This is a genomic window from Burkholderia sp. HI2500, from assembly GCF_002223055.1.
GTDB lineage: Bacteria > Pseudomonadota > Gammaproteobacteria > Burkholderiales > Burkholderiaceae > Burkholderia.
The window spans coordinates 13,687-30,234 of sequence record NZ_NKFL01000004.1 but is presented as its reverse complement, the minus strand read 5'-3'; the positions used below and the strand labels follow the sequence as shown (position 1 = coordinate 30,234).

Sequence of the window (16,548 nt, the reverse complement as noted above, 5' to 3'; positions counted from 1 at the left end):
TGGAAGAACCAGCGGCCGCACGCGCGGGCCGCCGCAACTCACCTCACTCACTCGAAACTGCGAACGAAGCGGCACGCGTGATGCGCGCCGCCGTCGATCATGACAGCTTCCCGTGACATTGCTTGTACTTCTTGCCGCTGCCGCACGGGCACGGGTCGTTGCGGCCGACCTTCGGCATTTCGCCGCCGGGGCCGCTGTGCGTCATCGCGCTGCCGACCATGTCGGCAGTCGCCGTAGCCGCCGCGGCAGCCGTGACGTTGGCCACCGGCGCACCGGCTTCCGCGTAATCGGCGTGCTGGTACTCGACGTTCTCGAGATGACCGCCACGCTCCTCGATCTGCTCGGCGGCCTGCTCGAGCTGTTCCGGCGACTGGATCTGCACGTTCATCACGACGCGCGTGACTTCCTGCTTGATCGCCTCGAGCATCGCGGCGAACAGTTCGAACGCTTCGCGCTTGTATTCCTGCTTCGGATTCTTCTGCGCATAGCCGCGCAGGTGGATGCCCTGGCGCAGGTGGTCGAGCGCCGCGAGGTGCTCGCGCCACAGACGGTCGACCGTCTGCAGCATCACCGAGCGCTCGAACGCGCTGAACGATTCGCGGCCGACCATCGCGACCTTCGCCTCGTACTGCTCGTCGGCGGCCGTCGTCACCGCGTCGAGGATTTCCTCGGCCGTGATCGACGAGGACTCGTTCACCATTTCCTGGATCGCGAGGTCGAGCTGCCAGTCGTTGCGCAGCGCTTCCTCGAGTTCGGGCACGTCCCACTGCTCTTCGATGCTGCCTTCCGGCACGAACTGGCGGACGACTTCGGTAATCACGCCGTGACGCATCGCGGTGATCGTCTCGGTGATGTCGTGCGCTTCGAGCAGCTCGTTACGCTGCTGGTAGATCACCTTGCGCTGGTCGTTCGACACGTCGTCGTATTCGAGCAGCTGCTTGCGGATGTCGAAGTTGCGCGCTTCGACCTTGCGCTGCGCGGACTCGATCGAGCGCGTGACGATGCCGGCCTCGATCGCCTCGCCTTCCGGCATCTTCAGGCGGTCCATGATCGAACGCACGCGGTCGCCCGCGAAGATGCGCAGCAGCGGATCGTCGAGCGACAGGTAGAAGCGCGACGAACCCGGATCGCCCTGGCGGCCTGCACGGCCGCGCAGCTGGTTGTCGATCCGGCGCGATTCGTGGCGCTCGGTGCCGATGATGTGCAGGCCGCCCGCGGCCTTCACCTCCTCGTGCAGCGTTTCCCACTCGTCGTGCAGCTTCTGGATGCGGCGCGCCTTTTCGTCGGCCGGGATCGCTTCGTCGGCCTCGATGAACGCCGCCTGCTTCTCGGCATTGCCGCCGAGCACGATGTCGGTACCGCGGCCGGCCATGTTGGTCGCGATCGTGATGCGCTTCGGCCGGCCGGCTTCCGCGACGATCGCGGCTTCACGCTCGTGCTGCTTCGCGTTCAGCACTTCGTGCGGCAGCCCGGCCTGCTTCAGCAGGTGCGACAGCAGCTCCGAGTTCTCGATCGACGTCGTGCCGACCAGCACCGGCTGGCCGCGTTCGTAGCAGTCGCGGATGTCGCGGATCACCGCGTCATAGCGCTCCTTGGCCGTCTTGTAGATCTGGTCCTGCTTGTCGATCCGCTTCGGCGGACGGTTGGTCGGGATCACGACCGTCTCGAGGCCGTAGATCTCGTTGAATTCGTACGCTTCGGTGTCGGCGGTACCGGTCATGCCGGCCAGCTTCGCGTACATCCGGAAGTAGTTCTGGAACGTGATCGACGCGAGCGTCTGGTTCTCGCTCTGGATCTTCACGTGTTCCTTCGCCTCGACCGCCTGGTGCAGGCCGTCGGACCAGCGACGGCCGGCCATCAGGCGGCCCGTGAATTCGTCGACGATGACCACTTCGCCGTTCTGCACGACGTAGTGCTGATCCTTGTGGAACAGCGTGTGCGCGCGCAGCGCCGCGTACACGTGGTGCATCAGCGTGATGTTCTGCGGTGCGTACAGGCTTTCGCCCTCGCCGATCAGGCCCCATTCGGCGAGCAGGCGCTCGGCCTTCTCGTGGCCCGATTCCGTCAGGAACACCTGGCGCGCCTTCTCGTCGAGCGTGTAGTCGCCCGGCTTCTCGACGCCCGTGCCGTCGGCCTTCTCTTCGCCGATCTGGCGCTCGAGCAGCGGCGGCAGTGCGTTCATCCGCACGTACAGCTCGGTGTGATCCTCGGCCTGGCCCGAAATGATCAGCGGCGTACGCGCCTCGTCGATCAGGATCGAGTCCACTTCGTCGACGACCGCAAAATTCAGGGCCCGCTGCACGCGCGCGTCGGTCTCGTAGACCATGTTGTCGCGCAGGTAGTCGAAGCCGAACTCGTTGTTCGTGCCGTACGTGATGTCCGCCGCGTAGGCCTGCTGCTTCTGGTCGTGCTCCATGCCGGACAGGTTGATGCCGACCGACAGACCGAGGAAGTTGTAGAGGCGCGCCATCCATTCGGCGTCGCGCTGTGCGAGGTAATCGTTGACGGTCACCACGTGCACGCCGCGGCCTGCCAGCGCGTTCAGGTACACGGGCAGCGTCGCGACGAGCGTCTTGCCCTCGCCGGTGCGCATTTCCGCGATCTTGCCGTAGTGGAGCACCATGCCGCCGATCATCTGCACGTCGAAGTGCCGCATCTTCAGCACGCGACGGCTGGCCTCTCGGCAGACCGCGAAGGCCTCGGGCAGCAGCTTGTCGAGCGACTCGCCGGCCGCGACCCGCTGGCGGAATTCGTCCGTCTTGCCGCGCAACTGGTCGTCCGTCAGCTTCTCGATCTGCGTTTCGAGCGCATTGATCGTCGTGACGGTCTTTTGGTATTGCTTGACGAGCCGCTGGTTGCGGCTGCCAAAAATTTTCTGGAGAAAACCGGTTGTCATCGGATCGGATCCTGCGTCGCAGCACCGGCGCCCGGCGCGTGTTGCGCGCCCCGGCGCCCGAGCCTCGGCGGCTTAGCGAATTAGTGGACTCAAACGATGAATTTTAGCACGCGGGGAAGCGTGCGCCCGTGTCTCGGCCGGACGGACACTGCGCGCCGACCGCCGGGCCATCGGGGCGAAAGCCGCCCGCGCACGGGCCCGCACGGGTACAATCGGCGTCAACGTCCGCGCGCGTGCGCGCCCGAAGAATGTCTCGATGAACCGATTTTCCAAGCGTTTCGGCCCGCTCGCCCCGTATCGCCCGCAACCCGTGTCCGAAGTGCTGGGCCGCACCGACGCGTTCGCGGCGTTGCGCGCCGGCGTCGAACAGATCGCGTCGCTGCAGCGCGATCTTGCCGCGCTCCTGCCCGACTACCTGGCGAATCATGTCGAACCGGGCTTCATCAAGGACGGCACCCTGACCCTCTTTGCTGCGCACAACGCGTTGGCCGCTCGTCTGCGACAGGTCGAACCGCGGTTGCTCGGCGATCTGCAAAAACGCGGCTGGCCGGTCTCGACGCTACGCGTACGCGTGCGCCCGAAGGATGCGCCGGAGCCGCCCCACGTGAAGCAGGCGCGGATGACGTCGGTCGGCGCGGCCGCGTTGCGCGACCTGGCAGATCATCTCGAACCGTCACCGCTGCAGGACGCGCTCGCGCGGATGGCGGCCCGGCATGGCGCTAAACCACGCTGACGGCACGCCCCGCAGCCGGCCAATAAAAAAGCAGCCCGAAGGCTGCTTTTTTATTGCTTGCACGGAACGCAGATCAGGCGAAGGCCGTCTGCATGTCGAACGCGAAGCCCTTCGGCGCTGCCTGCGGATCGTCGAACGTGACGATCTCGTACGCATCCTCGTTCGCGAGCAGTTCGCGCAGCAGCGCGTTGTTCAGCCCGTGGCCCGACTTGTACGCCGTGTACGACGCCAGCAGCGGATGGCCGATCACGTACAGGTCGCCGATCGCGTCGAGCATCTTGTGCTTCACGAACTCGTCGTCGTAGCGCAACCCGTCGTTGTTCAGGATGCGGTACTCGTCGAGCACGATCGCGTTTTCCATGCTGCCGCCACGGGCGAGACCCATCTCGCGCAGCATCTCGGCTTCATGTGCGAAGCCGAACGTGCGTGCACGGGCAATCTCGCGCACGTACGACGTATTGGCGAAATCGACCTCGAGCTCCTGGCCGGTCTTGTCGACGGCCGGGTGACGGAAGTCGATCGAGAATTTCAGCTTGAAACCGAAGTACGGATCGAGACGCGCGAACTTGTCGCCATCACGGATTTCGACCGTCTTCTTCACCTTGACGAAGCGCTTCGGCGCGTTCTGCTCCTCGATCCCGGCGGACTGGATCAGGAACACGAAGGTCGCCGCGCTGCCGTCCATGATCGGGATTTCCTCGGCCGTCACGTCGACATAGAGGTTGTCGATACCGAGGCCGGCACATGCCGACATCAGGTGCTCGACGGTCGACACGCGCACGCCATCCTTCTGCAACACCGACGCGAGCCGCGTATCGCCGATCGACGTCGCCACGGCGGGAATGTCGACGGGCGTGGGAAGGTCGACGCGCGAGAAGACGATGCCCGTGCCGGGTGCGGCAGGACGGAGCGTCAGCTCGATCTTGCGGCCCGAGTGGACACCGATACCCACGGTCTTCACGATGGATTTGATGGTGCGCTGCTTCAGCATGATGTTCTTCGTCGTGATTGAAGATATCAATCAGGAGTTATATTCGATAGGGGAGATTATAGCGTAATTCCCTATTCAGCGTAGTTTGAAACTGCGTATCAATCTGTTTCGACTGTTTACCCGCGCCGATACGGGACGGGCCGATGCCCGGAACGGAGGCGTTTCCGGTCATCGGCCCGTGTTACAACTGCCCTGAGGCCGGTGAGCAGCGTTGCCGGAAGGCAACGGCGCACCGCACGATCAGGACGTCAACGTCGCGAGAACACTCGCCGCATCGCTCACTTCGAATTTGCCCGGCGCCTCGACGGCCAGCGTCTTGACCACACCGCCGTCAATCACCATCGCGTAGCGCAGGGAACGAATTCCCATGCCACGCGCGGACAAATCCTGCGTCAGCCCCAGCGCATGAGTGAAAGCCGCGCTGCCGTCCGCCATCATGCGCACCTTGCCCGCGGTGTGCAGATCACGTCCCCATGCGCCCATCACGAATGCGTCGTTGACGGACACGCACCAGATCTCGTCGATGCCCGCCGCGCGCAATTGCTCGGCGTGTTCGACATAGCCCGGTACATGCTGCGCCGAGCAGGTCGGCGTGAAAGCGCCCGGCAATCCGAAGATCACCACCCGCTTTCCCGCAACCTGGTCGCGCACGCTGTAGGCGTTCGGCCCCAGCGTGCACCCTTCGCGCGCGTCGTCGATGTACTCGAACAATTGCGCGTCGGGCAGCGCGTCGCCCACTTGAATCATGGCTGGTCCCTCATAGCGATACGGTTTTTCAGCGTGTCGCGGACAGCACGGTCCATCCCGCCCCGCTTGAGCGGAGAGGGCACGTTTCCCGGCCCGGCGTCGCAGCCGACGCGGCCTGTCGTGGTCCGTAGCATCCGTCACGCCGGCGATACCGCGGCAGATTCGCCGCGGCTTCGCCTGTGTTTGCGTCAGTCAGCCTGCTTGCGCAGGAAAGCCGGGATGTCGTACGTGTCGACACCCTTCTCCTGCAGCGCCTGCACGTGCGATGCCGCGGTTTCGCGCGAATTGCGCCACACCGCCGGCGTGTCGAGCGCGCCGTAGTCTGCCGTGCTGACGTGATGCGTCGGTGCATAGCCGTGCGACACCGCGCTGACCGGCTGGTTGTCCGTACCCGTGCGCAGCAGCGTCATCGGTGCCGATTGCTGCTTCTTCGCCGCACGGCCCAGACCCGTCGCCACGACCGTCACGCGCAGCGCATCGCCCATTGCGTCGTCGTACACCGCACCGAAGATCACCGTCGCATCTTCCGCCGCGTAGCTCTTGATCGTGTTCATCACTTCGCGCGTTTCCGACAGACGCAGCGAACGGCTCGACGTGATGTTGACCAGCACGCCGCGCGCGCCCGACAGATCGACGCCTTCGAGCAGCGGGCTCGCCACGGCCTGTTCCGCCGCGAGGCGTGCGCGATCGACGCCGGCGACCGTCGCCGTGCCCATCATCGCCTTGCCTTGCTCGCCCATCACCGTCTTCACGTCTTCGAAGTCGACGTTCACGAGGCCATCGACATTGATGATTTCAGCGATGCCTGCGACCGCGTTGTTCAACACGTCGTCGGCGCACTGGAAGCACTTGTCCATCTCGGCGTCGTCGCCCATCACGTCGAACAGCTTGTCGTTCAGCACGACGATCAGCGAGTCGACGTGATCCTCCAGTTGCTGCGAACCGGCTTCAGCGACGCGCATGCGCTTGCCGCCTTCGAACTCGAACGGCTTGCTGACGACACCGACCGTCAGGATGCCCATCTCCTTCGCGATCTGCGCGACCACCGGCGCCGCGCCCGTGCCCGTGCCACCACCCATGCCGGCCGTGATGAACACCATGTGCGCGCCGCGCAGTGCGTCGGCGATGCGCTCACGCGCTTCTTCCGCTGCCGCACGGCCCATTTCCGGCTTCGCGCCAGCGCCCAGGCCCGTGTTGCCGAGCTGGATCACCGACGATGCGCGCGAACGCGACAGCGCCTGCGCATCCGTGTTCATCACGATGAAGTCGACGCCCTGCACGCCGCGGTTGATCATGTGCTGGACGGCATTGCCGCCAGCGCCGCCAACGCCGACCACCTTGATGATGGTGCCGTTGGTCTCGGTTTCCAGCATTTCGAATTCCATTGTTGCCTCCGTCAAGAGAATGACTGCTACTCGGCCGTTATTCGGCAGGAGATCGGGCAACCCCCTGTCGCGCGCCAGCCGCCGGCACCAGCGCGAATTTCGATTCGGTTCGATTCGTCAGAAGTTGCTCAGGAACCATTCCTTCATCCGCGAGAACACTTGTCCCGCGTTGCCGGACTGCACGGCGACCTTGCGGCCGCGCATGCGCTGGGCACTGCCTTCGACGAGCAGCCCCATCGCCGTCGAGTAGCGCGGATTGCGCACGACGTCGGAGAGGCCGCCTGCATATTCCGGCGCGCCGATGCGCACCGGTTTCAGGAAAATGTCTTCGCCGAGCTCGACCATGCCGGGCATCATCGATGCCCCGCCGGTAATGACCACGCCGGAGCTCAGCAGTTCTTCGTAACCGGATTCGCGCACGACCTGCTGCACGAGCGAGAACAGCTCCTCGACGCGCGGCTCGATCACCGCTGCCAGCGCCTGGCGCGACAGCGTGCGCGGGCCGCGTTCGCCGAGGCCCGGCACTTCGACCATTTCGTCCGGATCGGCGAGCGCCTGCTTCGCGATCCCGTAGCCGACCTTGATGTCTTCCGCGTCCGGCGTCGGCGTGCGCAGCGCCATCGCGATGTCGCTCGTGATCTGGTCGCCGGCGATCGGAATCACCGCGGTGTGGCGGATCGCGCCTTCGGCGAAGATCGCGATGTCCGTCGTGCCGCCGCCGATGTCGACCAGCACCACGCCGAGATCCTTCTCGTCTTCCGTCAGCACGGCCAGCGACGACGCGAGCGGCTGCAGGATCAGGTCGTTCACTTCGAGCCCGCAGCGGCGCACGCACTTGACGATGTTCTGCGCGGCGCTCACCGCGCCCGTCACGATGTGCACCTTCACTTCCAGCCGGATGCCGCTCATGCCGATCGGCTCGCGCACGTCTTCCTGGCCGTCGATGATGAATTCCTGCGTGAGGATGTGCAGCACCTGCTGGTCGGTCGGGATGTTGATCGCCTTCGCGGTCTCGATCACGCGCGCGACGTCGGTCTGCGTGACTTCCTTGTCCTTGATCGCGACCATCCCGCTCGAGTTGAAGCTGCGGATGTGGCTGCCCGCGATCCCCGTGAACACGTTGGTGATCTTGCAGTCGGCCATCAGCTCGGCTTCCTCGAGCGCGCGCTGGATCGACTGCACGGTGGCCTCGATGTTGACCACCACACCTTTCTTCAGACCCTTCGACTCGCTCTGGCCGAGACCGATCACCTCGTAGTGGCCTTCGCCCTTCAGCTCGGCGACGATGGCCACCACCTTCGACGTGCCGATGTCGAGGGAAACCAGCAGATCCTTGTAGTCTTTGCTCATAAAGTGCTCTTGCGTGTGATCTCTCGTTACTTCTTGCGCTTGTCGGTATCGGTCAGGAACCGCATGCCTGCCGCGCGAATCGCGAATCCGTTCGGATAGCGCAGGTCCGCGTACTCGATGTCGTTGCCCCAGCGTTCCGTGACGGCCGGCCATGCAGCGACCAGACGCTGGCTCCGGTCATGCAGCGACTCGCTGTTGCGTTCCTTGCCCAGCTCGACCTGCATGCCGTTCGACAGCTTCACCGTCCACGCGTACCGCGCCGACAGCGTCACTTCTTCCGGCGCCGCCTTCAGCGGCGCAAACCATTTCCCGAAGTCGCGATACCGCGTGACGACTTCCTTCGCACTGCCCTCCGGGCCGTCGAACGCCGGCAGCTCCTGCTCCAGCTCGCCCTGGTTCGCGGTGAACAGCTCGCCATCGACGCTCACGAGCTGGTCACTGCCCCAGGTCCCGAGCGGTTTGTACTCCTCGAGCGTGACAGCCAGCGCATTCGGCCACACCCGGCGCACGCTCGCATGGCGCACCCAGGGCATCTGCTCGAACGCGGCGCGCGCGGCGTCGAGATCGACCGTGAAGAAATTGCCCTTCAGCCGGCCGACCACGCCCGCGCGCACCGTCGGTGAATTGATGTGCTCGGTGTCGCCGTCGATCCGGATTTCCCGCAGCGCGAACGTCGGGCGCTGGATCAGCCAGTAGCAGCCGGCCGCCGCCAACACGAGCAGCAGCAGCGCGTACAGCGCGCTGGCGGCAAGGTTGAGTTGGCGAACGTTGTTCCACATACGTCGTTCCGTTCCTGCGTCAGTCGTTGAGCGTGAGCGACAGCACCTTCACGACCAGCTCCGAATAGCTGATGCCGACCGCGCGCGCGGCCTTCGGCGGCAGCGAGTGGTCGGTCATGCCCGGCGCGGTGTTCACTTCCAGGAAGTACGCGTTCCCGTCGGCGTCGAGCATGAAGTCCGCGCGGCCCCAGTCGGTGCAGCCGAGCACGTCGAACGCCCGGCGCGCGACGCGCTTGAGCTCCGCTTCCTTGTCGGCGGGCAGCCCGCACGGAATCAGGTATTGCGTGTCGTCGGCGACGTACTTCGCGTGATAGTCGTAGAACTCGCCGGCCGGCACGATCTTGATCACCGGCAGGTCGAGATCGCCGGCGATGCAGGCGGTGTACTCGCCGCCGCCTTCGATGCTCTTTTCGACGATCACGATCGGGTCATGCTTGGCGGCTTCCGCGAGCGCGGCCGGCAGCGCGTCGGCCGTCTTCACCTTCAGCACCGCCACGCTCGAGCCCTCGCTCGCCGGCTTCACGAACAGCGGCAGGCCGAGCTTCGCGACGATGTCCGTCGCGCGCGCCGCGAGGTCGTCGCCGCGCAGCACCGTCTCGAACGGCGGCGTCGGCACGCCCGTCTGCTGCCACACGAGCTTCGTGCGGAACTTGTCGAGGCCGAGCGCCGACCCGAGCACACCGCTGCCCGTGTAGCGAATGCCGTAGAAATCGAGCGCGCCCTGGATCTGGCCGTTCTCGCCGTAACCGCCATGCAGTGCGTTGAACGCGCGCACGAACCCTTCATCCTTCAGCGCCGCCAGCGGGCGCTCGGCCGGGTCGAACGGGTGCGCGTCGATGCCCGCGTCGCGCAGGCCCTGCAGCACGAGCTTGCCCGACGTGAGCGACACCTCGCGCTCCGAGGACTCGCCGCCGAACAACACCGCCACCTTGCCGAAACGTTTCGGATCAATCCCGCTCATGTCATGCCTTCTGTTGAGTGTGCTGCGCAACCTTCGCCGGCACGCCGCCGATCGAACCCGCGCCCATCGTGATCACCACGTCGCCGTTCTGCGCGACCTTCGCCAATGCGTCCGGCACGTCGTCGACCGTCGCGACGAACACCGGGTCAACCTTCCCCACCGCGCGCAACGCACGCGACAGCGCGTCGCCGTTGGCGGTCGAGATCGCCGCCTCGCCCGCCGCATAGACTTCGGTCAGCACCAGCGCGTCGACCGTCGACAGCACGTTGACGAAATCGTCGAAGCAGTCGCGGGTACGCGTGTAGCGGTGCGGCTGGAACGCCAGCACGAGGCGGCGGCCCGGGAACGCGCCGCGCGCGGCCGCGATCGTCGCGGCCATCTCGACCGGGTGATGGCCGTAGTCGTCGATCAGCGTGTACTGGCCGCCGTCCGCGGTCGGCACGTCGCCATAGCGCTGGAAGCGCCGGCCGACGCCGTTGAATTCCGCGAGCGCCAGCTGGATCGCGTCGTCCGACACGCCGAGATCGGTCGCGATCGCGATCGCCGCGAGCGCGTTCTGCACGTTGTGCAGGCCCGGCATGTTCAGCACGACCGCGAGCGGCGCGCGCCCTTCGCGGATCACCGTGAAATGCATGCGGCCGTCGCGTGCATCGATGTCTTCGGCGCGCACCTGCGCGTCCGGCGACAGCCCGTAGCGCACGACCGGCTTCGAAATGAACGGGATGATCTGCCGCACGTTCGGATCGTCGACGCACACGACCGCGCTGCCGTAGAACGGCAGGCGCTGCGTGAATTCGATGAACGCCTGCTTGAGCCGCGCGAAATCGTGGCCGTAGGTGTCCATGTGGTCGGCGTCGATGTTCGTGATGACTTCGATCACCGGATACAGGTTCAGGAACGATGCGTCCGACTCGTCGGCCTCGGCGACGATGAAGTCGCCCGTGCCAAGCCGCGCGTTCGCGCCGGCGCTGATCAGGCGCCCGCCGATCACGAAGGTCGGATCGAGCCCGCCCGCCGCGAGCACGCTCGCGACGAGGCTCGTCGTCGTGGTCTTGCCGTGGGTGCCGGCGATCGCGATGCCCTGCTTCAGGCGCATCAGCTCCGCCAGCATCACCGCACGCTGCACGATCGGCACGCGCTGCGCGCGCGCGGCCAGCACTTCCGGGTTGTCCGAACGCACGGCCGTCGACACGACGACCGCGTTCGCGCCCTCGATGTTCGCCGCGTCGTGGCCGATCGCGATCCGCGCGCCGAGCGCCTGGAGGCGATCGGTCACCGCGTTGCGCGACAGGTCCGAGCCGCTGACCTCGTAACCGAGGTTGACAAGCACTTCGGCGATGCCGCTCATGCCCGCGCCGCCGATCCCGACGAAATGAATGTGTTTGACGATGTGTTTCATGTCAGCCTCCGCCGGGCCGCCCCAAGGAGGCTGACCGCCCCCTCGGGGGGCAGCGAACGAAGTGAGCGTGGGGGTTGTTTCATTTAAGTTGTTCCAGGTTCGCGCCGGCCGCCTTCGCGCACACGCGCGCGACTTCGTCGGTGGCCTCGGGCTTCGCCAGCGAGCGCGAACGTTCCGCCATGTCCGCGAGCGATGCCCGCGACTGGCCGCGCAGCCAGTCGGCAAGCAGTTCCGCCGACAGGTCGCGTTGTTGCACCAGCACGGCCGCGCCCGCATCGGCGAGGAACGCGGCGTTGCTCGTCTGGTGATCGTCGACCGCGTACGGGAACGGCACGAACAGCGCCGCCACGCCCACCGCCGCGATCTCCGACACCGTCATCGCGCCCGACCGGCAGATCACGAGATCCGCCGCCGCATACGCGGCCGCCATGTCGTCGATGAACGGCACGAGCCGCACGTCTTCGCCGGCCGCGAAACCGGCCGCTTCGTAATTCGCCTTCAATGCTTCGATGTGCTTCGCGCCGGCCTGGTGCACGATGCGCGGGCGTTCGCCCGGCGCCAGCATCGCCAGCGCGCGCGGCACGACTTCATTCAGCGCGGCCGCCCCGAGGCTGCCGCCGACGACCAGCACGTTCAGCGGGCCGCTGCGCGATGCATAGCGTGCTTTGGGCGCTTGCGTGCCGGCAAGTTCCGCGCGAATCGGGTTACCTGTCCATTCCGCGTGCGGCAGCGCGCCGGGGAACGCGACGAGCACGCGTTTCGCGAATTTCGCGAGCACCTTGTTCGTCAGGCCCGCGATCGAATTCTGTTCATGCAGCACGAGCGGACGGCCCGACAGCGCGGTCATCACGCCCGCCGGGAACGTGATGTAGCCGCCCATCCCGAGCACGACGTCGGGCCGCACGCGGCGCAGCGCGGCGAGGCTCTGCCCGCATGCGCGCAGCAGGTTGAACGGCAGCGTCAGCTTCGTCTTCAAACCCTTGCCGCGCAGCCCGCCGAACCGCACGTATTCCATCGGAATGCCGTGCTTCGGCACGAGCGTCGCTTCCATCCCGGCCGGATTGCCGAGCCACACGACGCGCCAGCCCGCCGCTTCCATCCGGTGCGCGACCGCGAGCCCCGGGAACACGTGGCCCCCGGTGCCGCCTGCCATCACCATCAGCGTGCGTTGCGACGCGGTCATACCTTCCCTCCCCGCATCGGCAAGACTGAACGAATGTTTTGGCTACGGCCGCTTCGCTTAACTTCGCGCGCTTCGCGCACGAAGTTAGCCTTCACCGAAATCGCGTACTGACGCGGGGAGGTCATACCTTCCCTCCCCGCATCAGTACGCGATTTTCGTAGTCGACCCGCAGCAGCACCGCGAGCGCGACGCAGTTCAGCAGAATGCCCGAGCCGCCGTAGCTCACGAGCGGCAGCGTCAGGCCCTTGGTCGGCAGCAGCCCGAGGTTCACGCCCATGTTGATGAAGGTCTGCGCGCCGAACCAGATGCCGATACCCTTCGCCATCAGGCCCGCGAACGTGCGATCGAGTGCGAGCGCCTGGCGGCCGATCTCGAACGCGCGGCGCACGATCCAGTAGAACAGCAGGATCACGACCAGCACGCCGACGAAACCGAGCTCCTCGCCGATCACCGCGAGGATGAAGTCGGTATGCGCTTCCGGCAGGTAGTTCAGCTTCTCGACGCTGCCGCCGAGGCCGACACCGAACCACTCGCCGCGGCCGAATGCGATCAGCGAGTGCGTGAGCTGGTACGCCTTGCCCTGCGCGTAGCGCTCGTCCCACGGATCGAGGTACGCGAAGATCCGCTCGCGACGCCACGGCGACAGCCACACCAGCATCGTGAAGGTGCCGATCGCGGTCGCGACGAGGCCGCCGAACAGCTTGCCGTTCACGCCGCCGAGGAACAGCACGCCCATCGCGATCGCTGCGACCACCATGAACGCGCCCATGTCCGGCTCGAGCAGCAGCAGCGCACCGACCAGGCCGACCGCGAACGCCATCGGCAGGAAGCCCTTGGCGAAGCTCTGCATGTATTCCTGCTTGCGCACCGTGTAGTTCGCCGCGTAGATCGTCACCGCGAGCTTCATGATTTCCGACGGCTGCATGTTCGTGATGCCGAGCGGAATCCAGCGGCGCGCACCGTTCACGCCCTTGCCGACGTGCGGGATCAGCACGATCACGAGGCCGACGAGCGCGATCAGGAAGAGTTGCGGCGCGTATTTGTCCCACGTCGACACCGGCACGCGGAACGCGATCACCGCCGCGATGAACGCGACGGCGAGCGAGATGCAGTGGCGCATCAGGAATGCGTAATCGTGATACGACGCATATTTCGGCGAATCGGGCATCGCGATCGACGCCGAATACACCATCACGACGCCGAGCCCGAGCAGCGCGATCGCGACCCACAGCAGCGAGTAGTCGAAGTCGAGCATCCGCGAACGGCTCGGGCGCACGCCGTTGACGACGCTCGCGAGGCCGCCCGTCGCGGCGCGCGTGGCCGACGCGACGCGGCCGCCCGCGGCATTCCCGCCGGTGTCGCGACGATCGTTGAAACGGGAGACGAGGCGATCGGACCAGCTCATGGCGTCGCTCCTTTGTCGATGGCGATTTCGTCGACCGCCGCGCGGAACACATCCGCGCGATGGGCGTAGTTCCTGAACATGTCGAGGCTCGCGCATGCAGGCGACAGCAGCACCGCGTCGCCCGGCTCCGCGAGGTCGGCCGCCGCGTGCACGGCCCCTTCGAGCGTCGTGTGGTCGGCGAGCGGCACGCCCGTTTCGGCGAGCGTGTCGCGGATCGCCGGTGCGTCGCGGCCGATCAGCATCACCGCGCGGCACCAGCGCGCGACCGGCGCGACCAGCGGTGCGAAATCCTGCCCCTTGCCGTCGCCGCCCGCGATCAGCACGATCTTCTGCGCCAGCCCGTCGAGCGCGGCAACCGTCGCGCCGACGTTCGTGCCCTTGCTGTCGTCGACGTAGTCCACGTCATCGATCGTCGCGATCACTTCGACGCGATGCGCTTCGCCGCGGTACTCGCGCAGCGCGTGCAGCAGCGGCGCGGCCGGCAGGTCGATCGCGCGTGCGAGCGCGAATGCGGCCAGCGCGTTCGCCGCGTTGTGCAACCCGCGGATGCGCAGCGCGTCGGCCGGCATCAGGCGCTTCTGCGCGATGTCGGGCGTATGCGCGGCATCGCGCTTGCGCCGACGGGTCGTCGTCGCGGTTTCATCCGGGGCGTCGCGATCGACCGCTTCGACCAGCCACGCGATACCGTTATCGCGCGACAGGCCGTAGTCGCCGTCCTGCACCGGTTCGTTCAGGCCGAACGTGACCGTGCGCGGCGCGTCGGCCGCGCCGGCTGCCGGGGCGAACTTCATCACCGCCGCATCGTCGCGGTTCAGCACGCGCGTGGTCGTCGCGCCAAAGATCCGGCCCTTTGCCTGCGCATACGCGTCGAAGCTGCCGTGCCAGTCGAGGTGGTCCTGCGTGATGTTGAGGATCGCGGCCGCATCGGGCGCGAACGTGCGCGCGGTCTCGAGCTGGAAGCTCGACAGTTCGAGCACCCACACGTCGGGCAGCGCGGTTTCGTCGATCGCACTGGCGAGCCGGTCGAGCATCGCAGGGCTGATATTGCCCGCGACCGCGACCTTCTTCCCCGAGCGCTGGCACAGCAGGCCGGTGAGGCTCGTCGTCGTGGTCTTGCCGTTGGTGCCGGTGATCGCGAGCACCTTCGGCTGGTAGCCGCTCGTGCCGAGCGCGCGCAGCGCCTGCGCAAAGAATTCCAGCTCGCCCCACACCGCGACGCCCTGCTCGTTGGCGGCCGCGACCAGCGCCGCGAGTGCCGGTTCGAGCGGCGACAGCCCCGGGCTCAGCCCGACGAGCTCGATACCGCCGTCGAGCAATGCAGGCGTGAACGCCCCGCCGACGAATTCCGCATCGATGCCTTCGGCCTGCAGCGCGGCAAGGTTCGGCGGCGCCTCGCGGGTATCGGCAATACGCAGCCGGCACCCGTGCCTCGCGCACCATCGCGCGATCGCGAGACCCGATTCCCCGAGCCCCAGTACGAGCACCATCGGCCGTTGCCGATCTCCAAACATCTCGCCAGACATCCTTGTTACCTTTCCTTTACCGCAGCTTGAGGGTGGTCAGACCGAACAGGCACAGCATCAGCGTGATGATCCAGAAACGCACGACCACCTGCGTTTCCTTCCAGCCGGACAATTCGAAATGGTGATGCAGCGGCGCCATCTTCAGCAGGCGCCGCCCTTCGCCGTAACGCTTCTTCGTGTACTTGAACCACGAAACCTGCAGCATCACCGACAGCGTTTCCGCGACGAAGATGCCGCCCATGATGAACAGCACGATTTCCTGGCGCACGATCACCGCGACCGTGCCGAGCGCGCCGCCGAGCGCCAGCGCGCCGACGTCACCCATGAACACCTGCGCGGGGTGCGTGTTGTACCAGAGGAACGCGAGCCCTGCCCCACCCATCGCGGAACAGAAGATCAGCAATTCGCCCGCGCCCGGAATGTGCGGGAACAGCAGGTATTTTGAATAGACCGCGCTGCCCATCACGTACGCGAACACACCCAGCGACGCACCGACCAGCACGACCGGCATGATCACGAGGCCGTCGAGGCCGTCGGTCAGGTTCACCGCGTTGCTCGCGCCGACGATCACGAAGTACGTCAGCACGATGAAACCCCATACGCCGAGCGGGTAGCTGATCGACTTCAGGAACGGCAGCATCAGGTCGGCGCGTGCCGGCAGCCCCATCGACAGGCCGCTCCTCACCCATGCCATGAACAGGTCGAACACGCGCACGTTGTTCGCCTCGGACACGCTGAAGGCGAGGTAGACGGCCGCGAACAGCCCGATCACCGATTGCCAGAAATACTTCTCGCGCGACGACATCCCGCGCGGGTCCTTGTGGACGACCTTGCGGTAATCGTCGACCCAGCCGATCACGCCGAAACCGAACGTGACGAGCATCACGATCCAGATGAAACGGTTCGTCAGGTCGCCCCACAGCAGCGTCGCGACCGCGATGCCGATCAGGATCAGCACGCCGCCCATCGTCGGCGTGCCGGACTTGACCAGGTGCGTCTGCGGACCGTCCTTGCGCACGGCCTGACCGACCTTCATTTGCGTCAGCTTGCGGATCACCCACGGTCCGCACACGAGCCCGATCCCGAGCGCGGTGATGGTGGCCATCACCGCACGGAACGTGAGGTACGTGAACAAGCGCAAAAAGCTTGCGTCTCCTTGCAGCCATTGCGCCAGCGCCAGCAGCATGCTTCCTTCC

Annotated in this window: 13 protein-coding genes; 1 reads left to right on the top strand and 12 read right to left on the bottom strand. The window is 66.2% G+C overall.

What is annotated here, in order from left to right; translation table 11 throughout:
- Positions 1 to 97 precede the first annotated feature (97 nt).
- The gene (secA, locus tag CFB45_RS02630) at positions 98 to 2,896 is read right to left on the bottom strand and encodes a preprotein translocase subunit SecA (protein WP_089424426.1); all 2,799 of its coding nucleotides are present in this window, start codon (positions 2,894 to 2,896) and stop codon (positions 98 to 100) included.
- A gap of 256 nt (positions 2,897 to 3,152) precedes the next feature.
- Between secA and CFB45_RS02625 the strand changes: the two genes are divergently transcribed.
- Positions 3,153 to 3,629, top strand: coding sequence for a DUF721 domain-containing protein (locus CFB45_RS02625; RefSeq protein WP_039353137.1), 477 nt, complete (start codon positions 3,153 to 3,155; stop codon positions 3,627 to 3,629).
- 73 nt (positions 3,630 to 3,702) lie between these two features.
- Here the strand turns inward: CFB45_RS02625 and lpxC are convergent, their stop codons facing one another.
- The 11 genes from lpxC to mraY all read right to left on the bottom strand — a co-directional run bounded on the left by lpxC (position 3,703) and on the right by mraY (position 16,538).
- Complete coding sequence (gene lpxC, locus CFB45_RS02620) at positions 3,703 to 4,620, bottom strand: UDP-3-O-acyl-N-acetylglucosamine deacetylase (RefSeq protein WP_089424425.1); 918 nt, start codon at positions 4,618 to 4,620, stop codon at positions 3,703 to 3,705.
- A gap of 240 nt (positions 4,621 to 4,860) precedes the next feature.
- Entirely contained in the window at positions 4,861 to 5,367 is a 507-nt protein-coding gene (locus CFB45_RS02615) for a peroxiredoxin (RefSeq protein WP_011350844.1), read from the bottom strand.
- 188 nt (positions 5,368 to 5,555) lie between these two features.
- On the bottom strand, positions 5,556 to 6,752 hold the full coding sequence (gene ftsZ, locus CFB45_RS02610) for a cell division protein FtsZ (RefSeq protein ID WP_011350843.1): 1,197 nt from the start codon (positions 6,750 to 6,752) through the stop codon (positions 5,556 to 5,558).
- Between the two features lie 117 nt (positions 6,753 to 6,869).
- Positions 6,870 to 8,102, bottom strand: coding sequence for a cell division protein FtsA (gene ftsA, locus CFB45_RS02605; RefSeq protein WP_006487138.1), 1,233 nt, complete (start codon positions 8,100 to 8,102; stop codon positions 6,870 to 6,872).
- A 26-nt stretch (positions 8,103 to 8,128) separates the two neighbouring features.
- A complete protein-coding gene (locus CFB45_RS02600; protein ID WP_011350842.1) occupies positions 8,129 to 8,881 on the bottom strand; it encodes a cell division protein FtsQ/DivIB in 753 nt (250 codons plus the stop codon).
- A 19-nt stretch (positions 8,882 to 8,900) separates the two neighbouring features.
- Positions 8,901 to 9,842: a D-alanine--D-alanine ligase gene (locus CFB45_RS02595; protein ID WP_089424424.1), complete on the bottom strand. Its 942-nt coding sequence runs from the start codon at positions 9,840 to 9,842 to the stop codon at positions 8,901 to 8,903.
- Between the two features lies 1 nt (position 9,843).
- A complete protein-coding gene (gene murC / locus CFB45_RS02590) occupies positions 9,844 to 11,241 on the bottom strand; it encodes a UDP-N-acetylmuramate--L-alanine ligase (protein WP_089424423.1) in 1,398 nt (465 codons plus the stop codon).
- A gap of 79 nt (positions 11,242 to 11,320) precedes the next feature.
- Positions 11,321 to 12,424, bottom strand: coding sequence for an undecaprenyldiphospho-muramoylpentapeptide beta-N-acetylglucosaminyltransferase (murG, locus tag CFB45_RS02585; protein ID WP_089424422.1), 1,104 nt, complete (start codon positions 12,422 to 12,424; stop codon positions 11,321 to 11,323).
- A 121-nt stretch (positions 12,425 to 12,545) separates the two neighbouring features.
- Positions 12,546 to 13,829: a putative lipid II flippase FtsW gene (gene ftsW / locus CFB45_RS02580; protein ID WP_069247050.1), complete on the bottom strand. Its 1,284-nt coding sequence runs from the start codon at positions 13,827 to 13,829 to the stop codon at positions 12,546 to 12,548.
- Complete coding sequence (murD, locus tag CFB45_RS02575; protein ID WP_089424421.1) at positions 13,826 to 15,340, bottom strand: UDP-N-acetylmuramoyl-L-alanine--D-glutamate ligase; 1,515 nt, start codon at positions 15,338 to 15,340, stop codon at positions 13,826 to 13,828. Before murD ends, ftsW begins: the two co-directional genes overlap by 4 nt.
- A 28-nt stretch (positions 15,341 to 15,368) precedes the next feature.
- Positions 15,369 to 16,538, bottom strand: a complete 1,170-nt coding sequence (gene mraY / locus CFB45_RS02570) for a phospho-N-acetylmuramoyl-pentapeptide-transferase (RefSeq protein WP_006477019.1) — start codon at positions 16,536 to 16,538, stop codon at positions 15,369 to 15,371.
- Between the last annotated feature and the right edge of the window lie 10 nt (positions 16,539 to 16,548).

Bases quoted from the DNA above. Each gene is read 5' to 3' on its own strand.
- secA (WP_089424426.1), bottom strand. From the start codon at position 2,896: ATGACAACCGGTTTTCTCCAGAAAATTTTTGGCAGCCGCAACCAGCGG.
- CFB45_RS02625 (WP_039353137.1), top strand. From the start codon at position 3,153: ATGAACCGATTTTCCAAGCGTTTCGGCCCGCTCGCCCCGTATCGCCCG.
- lpxC (WP_089424425.1), bottom strand. From the start codon at position 4,620: ATGCTGAAGCAGCGCACCATCAAATCCATCGTGAAGACCGTGGGTATC.
- CFB45_RS02615 (WP_011350844.1), bottom strand. From the start codon at position 5,367: ATGATTCAAGTGGGCGACGCGCTGCCCGACGCGCAATTGTTCGAGTAC.
- ftsZ (WP_011350843.1), bottom strand. From the start codon at position 6,752: ATGGAATTCGAAATGCTGGAAACCGAGACCAACGGCACCATCATCAAG.
- ftsA (WP_006487138.1), bottom strand. From the start codon at position 8,102: ATGAGCAAAGACTACAAGGATCTGCTGGTTTCCCTCGACATCGGCACG.
- CFB45_RS02600 (WP_011350842.1), bottom strand. From the start codon at position 8,881: ATGTGGAACAACGTTCGCCAACTCAACCTTGCCGCCAGCGCGCTGTAC.
- CFB45_RS02595 (WP_089424424.1), bottom strand. From the start codon at position 9,842: ATGAGCGGGATTGATCCGAAACGTTTCGGCAAGGTGGCGGTGTTGTTC.
- murC (WP_089424423.1), bottom strand. From the start codon at position 11,241: ATGAAACACATCGTCAAACACATTCATTTCGTCGGGATCGGCGGCGCG.
- murG (WP_089424422.1), bottom strand. From the start codon at position 12,424: ATGACCGCGTCGCAACGCACGCTGATGGTGATGGCAGGCGGCACCGGG.
- ftsW (WP_069247050.1), bottom strand. From the start codon at position 13,829: ATGAGCTGGTCCGATCGCCTCGTCTCCCGTTTCAACGATCGTCGCGAC.
- murD (WP_089424421.1), bottom strand. From the start codon at position 15,340: ATGTTTGGAGATCGGCAACGGCCGATGGTGCTCGTACTGGGGCTCGGG.
- mraY (WP_006477019.1), bottom strand. From the start codon at position 16,538: ATGCTGCTGGCGCTGGCGCAATGGCTGCAAGGAGACGCAAGCTTTTTG.